This window comes from Enterococcus sp. AZ109 (assembly GCF_051714625.1).
GTDB lineage: Bacteria > Bacillota > Bacilli > Lactobacillales > Enterococcaceae > Enterococcus_A.
Genome location: NZ_JBIOSF010000001.1, coordinates 2,513,153 through 2,525,433, shown reverse-complemented (window position 1 = coordinate 2,525,433; position 12,281 = coordinate 2,513,153). Strand labels below are relative to the sequence as shown.

The 12,281-nt window shown below is 41.9% G+C and carries 11 protein-coding genes and 1 pseudogene; 2 read left to right on the top strand and 10 right to left on the bottom strand.

What is annotated here, in order from left to right; all coding sequences use genetic code 11:
* Positions 1-31: 31 nt before the first annotated feature.
* The 8 genes from IGI42_RS12190 to IGI42_RS12155 form a co-directional block, all read right to left on the bottom strand.
* Positions 32-1,393: a hypothetical protein gene (locus IGI42_RS12190; protein ID WP_438716132.1), complete on the bottom strand. Its 1,362-nt coding sequence runs from the start codon at positions 1,391-1,393 to the stop codon at positions 32-34.
* 3 nt (positions 1,394-1,396) lie between these two features.
* Entirely contained in the window at positions 1,397-2,368 is a 972-nt protein-coding gene (locus tag IGI42_RS12185) for an SDR family oxidoreductase (protein WP_438716131.1), read from the bottom strand.
* Positions 2,369-2,401: 33 nt separating this feature from the next.
* Positions 2,402-3,127 (bottom strand): CpsD/CapB family tyrosine-protein kinase, encoded by a 726-nt coding sequence (locus IGI42_RS12180; RefSeq protein ID WP_438716130.1) that lies wholly within the window; start codon positions 3,125-3,127, stop codon positions 2,402-2,404.
* A 41-nt stretch (positions 3,128-3,168) separates the two neighbouring features.
* Entirely contained in the window at positions 3,169-3,915 is a 747-nt protein-coding gene (locus IGI42_RS12175; RefSeq protein ID WP_438716128.1) for a YveK family protein, read from the bottom strand.
* Between the two features lie 91 nt (positions 3,916-4,006).
* Entirely contained in the window at positions 4,007-5,317 is a 1,311-nt protein-coding gene (locus tag IGI42_RS12170; RefSeq protein WP_438716126.1) for a nucleotide sugar dehydrogenase, read from the bottom strand.
* The gene (locus tag IGI42_RS12165; protein WP_438716124.1) at positions 5,301-6,443 is read right to left on the bottom strand and encodes a glycosyltransferase family 4 protein; all 1,143 of its coding nucleotides are present in this window, start codon (positions 6,441-6,443) and stop codon (positions 5,301-5,303) included. The genes IGI42_RS12170 and IGI42_RS12165 overlap by 17 nt, the downstream gene beginning before the upstream one ends.
* Before the next feature lie 450 nt (positions 6,444-6,893).
* Positions 6,894-9,332 (bottom strand): glycyl radical protein, encoded by a 2,439-nt coding sequence (locus tag IGI42_RS12160; protein ID WP_438716123.1) that lies wholly within the window; start codon positions 9,330-9,332, stop codon positions 6,894-6,896.
* Positions 9,333-9,466: 134 nt separating this feature from the next.
* A complete protein-coding gene (locus IGI42_RS12155) occupies positions 9,467-10,210 on the bottom strand; it encodes a DeoR/GlpR family DNA-binding transcription regulator (RefSeq protein ID WP_438716122.1) in 744 nt (247 codons plus the stop codon).
* Between the two features lie 150 nt (positions 10,211-10,360).
* Here IGI42_RS12155 and IGI42_RS12150 point away from each other — a divergent pair, with 150 nt between their 5' ends.
* Positions 10,361-11,134: a glycyl-radical enzyme activating protein gene (locus tag IGI42_RS12150; RefSeq protein WP_438716121.1), complete on the top strand. Its 774-nt coding sequence runs from the start codon at positions 10,361-10,363 to the stop codon at positions 11,132-11,134.
* A gap of 106 nt (positions 11,135-11,240) precedes the next feature.
* Here IGI42_RS12150 and IGI42_RS12145 read toward each other — a convergent pair whose 3' ends face one another.
* Entirely contained in the window at positions 11,241-11,579 is a 339-nt protein-coding gene (locus IGI42_RS12145; protein WP_438716120.1) for a hypothetical protein, read from the bottom strand.
* 75 nt (positions 11,580-11,654) lie between these two features.
* Positions 11,655-12,143 (bottom strand): beta-galactosidase small subunit, encoded by a 489-nt coding sequence (locus IGI42_RS12140; protein WP_438716119.1) that lies wholly within the window; start codon positions 12,141-12,143, stop codon positions 11,655-11,657.
* A gap of 19 nt (positions 12,144-12,162) precedes the next feature.
* On the opposite strand from IGI42_RS12140, the pseudogene IGI42_RS12135 reads away from it, so the two are divergent.
* Positions 12,163-12,237 (top strand): annotated as a pseudogene (locus tag IGI42_RS12135) (hypothetical protein); the annotation flags it as partial.
* Positions 12,238-12,281: the final 44 nt, after the last annotated feature.

Here is a 12,281-nt window from a genome sequence, read left to right as displayed (position 1 = left end):
TAAGTTATCGTTGTTTTTTGTTGGTAATGATTCATTGCATCTTATTGATCAATAGTCTGAATTTGCCATTTTTTTCTCTCGGGATTTCTTTTACTTGGTTTATTGTGATCGTAGCATCCTGACCAAAGCGGAATATTCCTTCTTTTAGTAAAATGTGATCGTAACGCTCCTTATAGTTTTCATCGCTGACTATTTTTATTTCAAAGTTGGTTTTACTATTCTGAATAATTTGTCCCCTAATAATGCCTTCTGGGACCGCCTTAAACAAATTGGACACATTGGCCGCGGTTATTCTTGCCCCTGATGTGGCGAAGAGAAAATCTTTTTCTCTTCCTAGAATCGTTTCGACAAGATGCGTTCTTCCACATTTGCAGACAATATCTTTGTCCGCCATCACCATACTGTCGCCAATTGCATAACGAATCAACGGTGTCCCTCTAGTAGTAAAACTAGTAATTACAATCTCATTACTTGTTGGCTTGTTCTCAATTACGCCGCTATAAAGATCCAGATGCAGCCTTCTTTCATTGCATTCAAAGACAAAGGGTGCCCCTTCACTTGAAGCGTATTGATCATACAGCTTGGCTTTAAAGGCACGCTCAATAATGTCTTTTCTAAACGCATCCACCGTCTCTGAAGTTGGAAAAATCGCCAGTGGTTTGAAAGACAGCGTAATGCCATGCCTCAAGATGTAGGCAGCAATTTCGTAAATTGCATAAAAGAAGCCATCAACGGCAGCTGGCTTTACCTTATTCAGACTATCGATATAGTACGGAATATTTTCTTCGGTAATATGAAAGGAAGAGTAAATCATCTGCTTGTTGGCTGCATTCCAACGCCAAAAAACTTTTTTGCTTTGCTTCAGTGGAACAATTGGTTTTCCGTTGAACGTAGCTTTTGTCATCTGATTGTTCAAAAAGCCTTTTTCTTGCTTGAAATGGTCCAATGAGGCCATTCGTTCCATGATATCTGCTTTCATAAAATAGACGGTTAAGGGTGTCCCCGTGGTGCCGCCTGTATGAGAAACAATGCTGCTCTTTTTATCGATCGTTACAATATTTGCTAAATTGGTTCGCAGCTCTTCTTTGGTTAGGTAGGGAAGTTCACTTAACCAACTCAAATCATCCATTTGATGTAGCGGGAACCCCTGCAATCGCTCACGATAAAAGGGACTGTTTTTTTTGGCATACGTAAGGAATTCTTTGAGACGCATCAGTTGAAAGGCTTCTTTTTCTTCCAGGGAATATGCATCAAACTCTTCCAGGCGTTTTAGACTTTCGGTGTAAAATGAACCGTATCTCTCTTTCGTATTCTTTAAACCAGCAGTCGAAGTCATTAGGTTTTGAAAAAAAAGCGGGGATCGATTGTACAGGTGCAGCAATTTCCCTTGCATTTGTTAGTCTCCTAAATAGGATTGAATCGTCAATGACAACCCTTGGTTAAAATCATAGCTTCCGACATACCCTAGCTCTTTTTTCGCCTTTGAAACATCCGCATGAGAGTGTCTAATATCTCCCGCACGTTCTTCTCCATAGATCGGCTGCATCTCCTTACCTAACAAAGACACAATTGTTTGAAAAAGTTCATTTAAGGTAACATTGCCGCCAACGGCTATGTTAAATACTTCACCACTAACAGATGATGGGGCACTAGCTGCCTTCAAATTTGCTTCGATGACATTTTCAATATAAGTGAAATCCCGTGATGTTTCGCCATCGCCGTTTATCTGAGGGACTTCATCGTTCATTATCTTATTGATAAACTTAGGGATAACTGCCGCATATGCGCCATTTGGGTCTTGGCGTTTACCAAAAACATTGAAATATCTTAGCCCAATCGTTTCTAGACCGTACAAGTGAGCATAAAGTCGCGCATATTCCTCGTTGGTTTTTTTGGTCAATGCATAAGGAGATAATACCCGACCTTCGCCTCCTTCAACTTTAGGCAGGCGCGGATCGTCCCCGTACACAGAAGAACTAGATGCATACACGAATTTTTTCACATAGTTTTTTCTCGCAGCTTCGAGCATATTCAAGGTTCCTTCGATATTTACTTCTTCGTAAAAAAGTGGTTGTTCAATACTCCTTGGAACACTTCCCCAAGCAGCTTGGTGCAACACATAGTCGATCCCATCACACGCCTGTTCACAAGTGTCCATATCAACAATGTCTCCTTGGATGAATTCAAACTTATCATTTGAAATGAACGTGTCCATATTTTTCTTAAAGCCTGTTGAAAGGTTATCTAAACAGCGTACTTGGTAGCCTAAATTCAACAAGGCCTCACATAAATTACTTCCAATAAATCCCGCACCACCAGTTACAAGAAACTTGCTTTTTGGTGGAAATAGTTGCATGTTATCCGTCATGAGATCCTCCGATATTCTTTTTTATGTCTATCTTTATTTTTTTGAAAAAAAACGTCTTTTTCGCTTTTTATTTTTACCGCCATAATGATAGTTGCTAGCTGCATTAAGTTCTTCACCGTTGTAAACGGCACCTATAATCTTAGCATTGGCTAGATCCAGCAGCTGCTTAGCTTTGGCTAATTCGTATTTGTTGGTTTGTTGCTTGCGAACAACCAAGATGGTTCCATCCGTTTGCGCCGCTATCAGCTGAGCATCTGTCACTACCGTAACTGGCGGAAGATCAAAAATAATCACATCAAACTCTGAACGCATACTATTAATACATTCTTTCATCCGTTGCGAGCCTAACATTTCCGACGGTTTAGGTGGTCTTGGTCCACTGGTCATGATCTGCAAGTTCTCTATGCCACTTTCTAAATAGTAGTCCCTGATATCTGCTTCACGATCTGACAGGTAACTGCTTAATCCTTTAACTTTTTGAAGTTTAAACGCGATAGCCAAGGATGGACTTCTCAAATCAGCATCCACCAACAGTACACGATTGCCTGCATCAGCAAACACGACAGCTAAATTAGCTGATGTCGTCGATTTACCTTCCTTCTCGCCAGCAGAGGTAACGGCGATGGTCTTTAATTCTCTATCCACCGAAGCGAAACGAATATTCGAACGGATTTTGCGGTATTGTTCAGCAAAAGAAGAATATGGGTCTGCCAACGTCACTAGACCAATCACATCTTCTAACCACTTTCTCTTGTTCATCCAACTTGCTCCTTACCTTTTCATCCCGTTAGGTTGTATTTTTAAGAACGAGACATTTTCCGCGTCTTTCTTAAAGAAACTTTTTTACTAGCAGTCAAATCCTTCTTGCTTAACTCAGACGTTTCACCTAATATAGGAATTCCTAGATACTCTTCTACGTACCATTGGTCTTTTACAGTCTTATCAATCAGCTCCAGCAAAAAGCAAAAAGCGCTCCCGAACATTAAGCCAGTAATCAGCCCTAGCAAAATATTCAGCTTTCGATTAGGTGAAATTGGATTTTGAGGGACTCTTCCCTTCGAGGTGATGGTCACTGTGCTGACTTTCAGTATCTCTTGCGCCTTTTCTTGGAAAACTGCGGCAGTCGTGTTCGCAACCATCGCTGCATCTCTCGGTTTTTCCGCAGTCGCAACAATGCGAAAGATTTGTGAGTCTTCTGATTGATTAATCGCCAAGCATTGGTGCAACTCATCAATCGAAATACGATACTGATACGTTTCTTCCAGCTCATCACTGACTGCTTCTAACACGAGATCACCAAGAATCATATCTTTATACGTGTTAATCATTAAGACGTTTCCATTCACATTGGTTTGTAGATTCGCTCCTGGGTCCTCCGCCGAGTTGGCATTAACAATTAACTGGGTGGATGAACTATAGACAGGGGGCATCACAAAAAAAGTGATGGCAGACGCAATAGCTACGCCTAAAAAACCACCAACAATTATTATCCATAAACGTTTTTTTATTATCCTTATTACATTGATGAAATTTGATTTATGTACCATCTTTCTCCTTTACCTTTGCGATGTTTCTGACAGGTCGAATTGGCTGAAATCCGTTATTTCTAGACTAACTCTACGCTTTACTATTTACAGCTTAAAGCCGCCAGTAACTAATTCCACTTTGCTCCAACAGCGATTTATTCAAAATTCCTTTAATATCAAAAATAATCTTCGACTCAGTCAATCGGTTAATCCAATAGTTGTGATCCTTGTTTTTAAATCCTTCATGGTCAACGGCAATTACCAACGCATCCAATGCCTGCATGTCCGTTTCCTCGGAAAGAGTCAAGCCATAGTTACATGCTACATCTGCTGCATCTGCTTCAGGGTCATAAATGAGCGGTGTGATCGCATAGTCGCTTAGTTCATTTACAATATCCATCACCTTGGTATTGCGAGTATCTGGACAATCTGATTTAAACGTAAAACCGAAAATACCAACCTTTGAAGCAGAGAGGTTTTTATCCTTTTTAGATAGGCTCTTCACAATTTCTTGGGCAATTCGCTTGCCTGAATTGTCATTGATTCGGCGACCGGCCAAAATCACTTCTGGCTGATACCCAAACTGTTGGGCACGATGGGTTAAATAATAAGGGTCCACTCCGATACAGTGTCCACCTACCAGTCCTGGCTGAAAATCTAAGAAATTCCATTTAGTTTTGGCGGCGTCTAAGACTTCTTTAGTATCCACCCCCATTTTATGGAATATGATGGATAGTTCATTCATGAAAGCGATGTTGATATCCCGTTGCGCATTTTCGATAATCTTGGCAGCCTCGGCAACTTTAATTGAAGCAGTCTTATAAACCCCTGCTTTAATAATCCATTCATAGACTTGGGCAATGATTGCTAGTGCTTCTTCATCCGAACCTGAAACTAATTTTTTAATGTCTGCTAGGCGATGAACTTTATCGCCAGGATTAATTCGTTCTGGCGAATAGCCGACTTTGAAGTCCTGACCATACGTTAATCCTGATACCCCTTCTAAAATAGGAATACAGAGTTCTTCAGTCAAACCGGGATACACAGTCGATTCAAATACCACGATTGATCCTTTGCTTAAATTCTCGGCTACTAGCTGAGTCGCCTTTTTTAAAGGGAGCAAATCCGGTGTCTTGTCGTGATTGATTGGCGTCGGGACAGCAACAATATGGAAGCTTGCTTCTTTTAACGCCTTAGGATCAGAAGTAAATTGGATAACTGCCGTTTGAATTGCTTGGCTTCCTACTTCATCTGTCGGGTCTTGCCCTGAACGGTACTGCTCGATTTTACTTGGGCTGATATCAAACCCAATGACTTCTACATACTTAGAAAATGCTATTGCAATTGGTAATCCGACATATCCCAGTCCGACAACGGATAGTTTTGTTTCACGGTGCTTCAACTTGTTAACTAAATTCTTCATGTTTTCCCTCTTCATAAATATATCTTGGTTCTACAGGTTCCGTGTATTCCCTTATTAATTCTAAATAGCTCTCAACAACCAGCTTGCGGTCAAACTGATTCTCCACTAGCTTTCTTCCCTGTAACCCCATCTGCGCCAGCTCGGCTTTGCTCATGATAAGAATTCGCCTGATAGCTTCGATTAAAGGAAGAACTTCTCGTGGGGAAATTAAATAGCCAGATACCTCATCTTCAATAATTTCAGCACATCCGGGAACGTGACTGGCAATAATTGGTCGTCCCATTGCAGCAGCTTCTAACAATGTATTTGCCATTCCCTCATGATAGGACGGTAAAACAATCACGTCCATTTCTTCTATTAATCCTTGAACATCTTCAACATCCCCATGATACTGAATCACGCCTTTGTTCACATAGCACTCAATAGCCATTCGGTAGGATTCGTCCAACAATCCTGCCACATGAAACGTTGCATATGGTTGCTCTTTGAGGACTGTTTCAGCCGCCGAGAGATACTCCTCAATCCCTTTTTCTTTGATAATTCTCGCTAGAAAAAGAAAATGGGTTCTTTGGCTTTCTTTGAAGGGAACAACTTGATATTCCTGAAGATTGACGCCAGATCCCGGCAAGACAGTGCAGGGACTGTTAAGGATTTTTTTTTCTTCAAAATAACTGCGATTGGCTTCGTTTTGGAAAAAAATATGTGCGACTTTACGAAAGGATACCCGATACATGGTCACCAGCATGTTTTCTAAGCGATTGTTTTGAGAAAAGCCTGTGCCTAAACCGGTAATGTTCGGAAAAAAAGGAATATGTAAAAATGCCGCAATAAAAGCCCCATAGATGTTCATTTTAATGGTATAACCTAAAATTATATCCGGTTTGATCTTGTGAATTTTCCGTAGCAGTTTTAAAAAAAGGGTCGCTTCTTTCAGAGGATTCGTTCCATGATTATCAAAGACAAAGTTGTGCAAACGCACTCCGTGTTCTTGAAAATAATCTAGTTCTTTTCCATGGGGACAAAGCAGATGTACCTCATACCCTTGCGCTAGCAGTTCTAAAACTAATTCTTTTCTTGTTCGATAGGTATATTTTGATCCTGTCGATACGATTAATACTTTCGGCAATGGAACCCCCCCTACCTCTATTCTTTCTATGCATCAACCAACCGTTTATAAATTCAGCATACAATACGAATAACTGTTTTTCAATAAAATTATAAATATTTACTCAAAAATATAATCTAAATACAATCACAAAGATATTATTATTAACTTTTTTATCATTATTATTTTTATACATAATTGATATACTGCTCTAAAAAACATTTCCATAATTTACTTTTTCGCCAATGATGCCCCACTCCTTGCCTTTCTATTTCGCATATATTTCAAATAATAAGTTTTTTTCGATTATGCTTGGCAAATAAATTCTTTTGATTGAGAAGAAGACTACTGCACGACAAATTATTCTTCCCTTAACCAGATGCCTACTCCAACATAGAATGCGATACGTGCCAGATCAGTTGAAAGCAAAAAAAGACCACCCTCTCTCAGAAAGGATGATCTACTTTCGTTTTAAATCACATGCTCGGTCCGTTCGATAATGTCGTCTTGTGTGGCTTTTGATAAGACATTAAAGAAGGCAGAGTAGCCGGCAACTCGGACGATTAGGTCGCGGTGTTTTTCCGGATGCTTTTGGGCGTCGATCAGGGTTTCTCGTGAAACGACATTGTATTGAATGTGATAGCCATGGAGCTTATTGAAGAATGCTCGCAGCAGCATGATCAATTTTTGTTTGTCTTCTTCTTTGGCTAAGGTTTGCGGATTGACTTTTTGATTCAACAGCACGCCGCCGATGATTTCATCGGTTCTTAGCTTAGAGACAGATTTCAAGACAGCAGTTGGGCCATTTTTATCCATATTATGGGATGGTGAACAACCTTCAGCCAGTGGTACCCAGGCGTTACGACCATCTGGTGTTGCCATGGTGCCACGACCTTGTCCGACATTGGCAGAGATGGACGAGGTACCGGAATAACGAGTGCCGCCGATTGGTCCGCGACCAAAACGCGTATTGGGATACTTTTTGACTTCTTCAATGTAGCTGTCGTAAGCTTCCGTCACTAAAAGATCGGTGTAATCATTATCGTTGCCGTATTTTGGTACTTCGTTTAGGATCATTTCTTGAATTTCTTGGCTGCGGTCGCTGGCGTAATCGGTCATTAGTGCTTCCCACAGTTCTGCTTGAGTGACGCGTTTTTCTTCATATACTAGTTGCTTAATCGCTGCGAGTGAATCGGCTAGATTAGCGATCCCCACTTGCAGACCGGAAATGAAATCGTAAACGGCGCCGCCTTCTTTCAAGGTTTTGCCCCGACCGATACAATCTTCGGTTAAGGCTGAACATAAAATATCCGGTACTTCTTGTTCTAATCCAAGATCGATGGCATTTTCTACAATGACACTCATGCGGGTTAATTCACGAACGGTTTTATCCCAAGCTGCCAGCAGGTCTTCATAAGAATTCATGTCGTTAAAATGACCATAGCCTTTGACAAACCGTTTGCCAGACACCGGATCGATGCCGTCGTTCATGGCGATCATCAGAATTTTCGGGAAGTTCATGTAGCTCATCCCGGTACAGCGATAGCCCCATTTACCAGGGACGGCCGTTTCTACACAGCCGATGGCACTATAATCGTAAGCATCTTCTTCGGTGACGCCAATTTTCTTGAAGGACGGAATAATAATCTCATCATTATTGAACGCCGGCATCCCAAAACCAAGCTTCATCACTTCAATACATTCATTCATAAAACGAGCATCTAGCCCCGAATGATAACGCACAGTTAGATTCGGCTGCGGCAGTTTGGTTTGAGCAACGCTGCGTAAGACTAGGTAAGACAAGTCATTCACGGCATCTTTTTTGTCACGGGTTTGTCCACCTACAGTAACGTTTTGGTACAACGGACTGCCGGCACTACTGAAGGTATGGGCTTGGCTGCGGACTTTGTTGACAGTCAGGGTCTTGATCCACAGGTTGGTTAACAGTTCCACCATTTCCGCTTCCGTGCTGCGACCACTTTCTAGATCAGCCTTCATATAAGGATACATGTATTGATCGAAGCGACCATAAGACAGCGAGTGACCATTGGATTCAATTTGCAAAATTAATTGGATAAACCAGACCGCTTGCACCGCTTCTTGGAAGGTTTCCGCTGGTTCATAGGGAACTTTGGCACAAATGCGGCTGATTTCTAGTAGCTCCGCTTGACGTTTTGGTTCCGCCGTTGCCGCTTGTTCCTTGGCTAAGGCTGAAAAACGATCCGCATAGGTCTTCACCGCATCCAATACGATGACAACAGAATTATAGAAATGGTATTTGCCAATACTTTCTGGTTGGGTCAGGTCCAAGGCCGCTTTTTCCTTTAGCGCCCGTTCCTTGTAGCCCTTCAAGCCAACTTTCAACATTTCTTGGTAATTCACTGCTAAATGGGCATCGCCGGAATTCATTTTGCCTTCCATGCCGAAGAAGCCGGTTTCCATGAAGACCGATACTTCATCTGGCAATAAAGCGCCTGCTTTAGCACGCAAGTTATTATTTTCCCAAAACGGGGCAATCGAACGTAAATCTTCTTTGGTTTCCTCGGTGATATAGAAGACATCACCATCTCGCTGATCAAACAGATCCAGCTCGTTGATGACAAATTCCAACGTATACTCAGGAAAAATCGGGGCATCCTTATTGGAAGCTGCTTGGTTACCGACAATTAAGGTCTCATCTTCAATGTAGATAGACATCTTTTCCAAAATGTTCTTTAACATCAAGGCTCGCTTCATCACACTTGGCTGATTCTGATGCTCCTTGTACGCTTCAGTAGCTAACAAAGCACGTTCGGCACAAATATATGGCTTCTTGGTCAGGACCGACTCCCGGTACTCATTCATACGATCGGTTAAACGGCCAAAATACGGTTGCTGCTCTTCAGTTCTTTCCTTTACTTGGGTAGTCATCGCGTTTCCTCCTATTTACGTTCGAAATAAATAATAACTTCTTTCGTAACTATAATAGCATGTGACGGCGTGACCGGTCAATGGAAAACGGGGTTTTGGACAAATAAAAAAAATACTGCACAACTGTGCAATATTTAGGTAGTAAATAATTCAATTTTCTTAGCCTGCAAAAATTCAGCCGTCTCTTTTGGAATGCTGTTATCTGTAAAGACTTTGCTGACTTCGTCAAAGCCGAATTCCGAGATCACACCATTTTGGGTAAACTTGCTGGAGTCGGTCAGGACGATGGTTTGGCTAGCTGCGGTTGCTAAGGTTCTTGTGGTATCACAACGAGTAATGTCACTGCCGGTAAACCCCCGCTTTTTATCAAAACCATCGATGCCGACAAACAGCTTGTCTACGAAAAATTCGCTGACGACTTTTTTTACCAAGGGACCGACGTTTACTTGCGATTCCTTCTGGTATTCCCCACCCAGTAGGATCACCTTCACCGATTCAGCCTTTCTTATATAAGAAGCAATGAAGCAAAAATTGGTGATAATCGTGATGTCGTTGCGGTTAAAAGCCAGTTCCTCTGCCAGTAGCGCACAGGTAGAGCCCGATTCAATCATGACAATCTCGCCATCATCCACAATCTTCGCCGCTTCTAAAGCAATCTTGCGCTTCAAGTCATAGTTGTGAGCCAAACGGTAATTTATATCATCAGAATTATTCAACAACGCATAACCATGCTGGCGATGAATAATGCCGCGAGCTTCTAGTTTGTCTAGGTCTTTGCGAACCGTTACTTTGGAAACATTCAGTAACTCCGACAGTTCATTGACTTCGATTTTCTTTTTTTGACTTACGATCGAAATGATATCTTCTTCTCTAGACATAAAATCCTCCTTTATGGTGCTTTCAGTGTATCATATTCTGGAATAGGTCACAATTAAAGGTTTGTTTTATAGTTTCGTTCGTAACTAATTATATTTACGTATCAAACTTTTTCTGTTAAACTAAAGCTGACAAGAAAGGAGTTACATCCCATGGAGAAAGCATGTATCTTCAATATCCAAAAATTTAGCCTCCACGACGGACCGGGCATCCGCACAGTCGTCTTCTTTAAAGGCTGTCCTTTACGCTGCTTCTGGTGTTCCAATCCGGAATCGCAAAAGGGAAAACCTGAACAAATGTGGGACAATCAAAAAAAAGCTTACACCACTGTCGGCGAATATAAAAGCCTCGAAGAAATCATTGCTGAAGTGATGCAGGATGAACCTTTTTACGAAGAATCCGGCGGCGGCGTGACGCTTTCTGGCGGAGAAGTATTGCATCAGGCGGCATTTGCTACCGAGCTGTTGCGGCAATTAAAGGAAAAAGGGGTTCACACAGCGAGCGAAACCACTGCTTTTGCCCGGCGGGAGGTCTTTGAACGCTACATTGAACAAGTCGATCTGTTGTTTTTGGATGTGAAGCACTACGATGAGGACAAGCACAAACAAGGCACTGGAGTATCTTTGCGACCAGTCTTGGATAATTTGGCATTAGCTTTAGAAAAGGATTTGGAGCTGATCGTGCGGGTGCCAGTGATTCCACTGTTTAACGACCAGTTGGAGGATGCGAAAGGTTTCGCACAGTTGTTCAATCAGATGGGCATTCAACAGGTAGAACTATTACCCTTCCATCAATTTGGCGAGCAAAAATATACTTACTTAGATCGAGATTATGCCTTACAGGATATTCCCCAGTTACATACCGAAGATTTGGCTGAGTATAAAGCGGTGATTGAGGGTTTTGGGGTTAAGTGTCGGGTGCTGTGAGAAAGACTTCGCTCATTCATTTTTTCGATACTAAGTGGGTTTGTGGCGCTGAAGCAATGGACATAATTCTGTAGGACTGGCACTCTCAGGCACAAAAAAAGGAGCGTCAGTTCGACGTCTCCTCTTCCTCAAACAAATTCACTCGTAAAAAGCCCCAGTGTGTCGGATAGTAATACCCATCGACTGCATCGTTTTTGAGTCGACTGGAAATCAAGGTTCCTTTTATCTGGTACAGTGCTGGTTTTTCTGGATCAACCGGTCCGATTTTTTCCAGTAATTCTTCCAAGTCGCTTTTGGTCATCATGAAATACTCAAAGGTTACATTTTTTAGATGCTCATGGGTTATCGCACCCTCAAAGGTCATTTTGCTCATTATTTCTTCTGTACTTAATTTCACCGATACCGGCAACATCTCCAACCCTCGAAAGGAAAAGCCTTCCGCCATTTGTTCTCCTCCTCCTCAATTGCTTTCCCATTTATTTTATCATAGTTGAAGCAAGGATAGCAGGAGATTGGTTAGTTATTCTAAGACGAACCCAAAAGCAAAATCATCAAAAGTACAGCGATATTTTTGCAACTGATCTTGTCCGCAGGCATTACTGCCCAGTCCGTTTTGTTTATAATCCAAGTACAGATAGGTCGCATTATCTTCGACTAATTCGTTAGTATGTTTGGCTTTTTCCAGCGTCTCATCCCCATAATGGGACACACTGAAGTTCAGTTTATTTGGTGCTTGGATTTTCAGTGTGTGATCGTTTGCCCGCACGTCCAAATAATCCACTTCCATGCGATTGCCGTGTTCTTGCGGATACACATATGGAACATACATGCCAGCCACGGTATCTTGAAATACCCCAGGGTAAACCGATTCGCGGGAATCGCAGTAGTTCTCATGAGGTCCTAAACCACGATAAGTCACTTCTTCGAACACTTTCGGCAACGTCATACGAACACCAATCCGTGGAATCATCGCCGGTGCCTGATCTTTTGAAGAAGTCGCCCAGCTCACCGGCTTTAGCGGCTATTCTCACTTCTCCAAAATCTTTAGCAAATACAAAGGCTACTCGCCTCATAAGTTTCGCTTACGGTATCGGGTGCATTGATTGGTAAATAAATGAAACACCAACTTACTATCTAGTGTGATAGT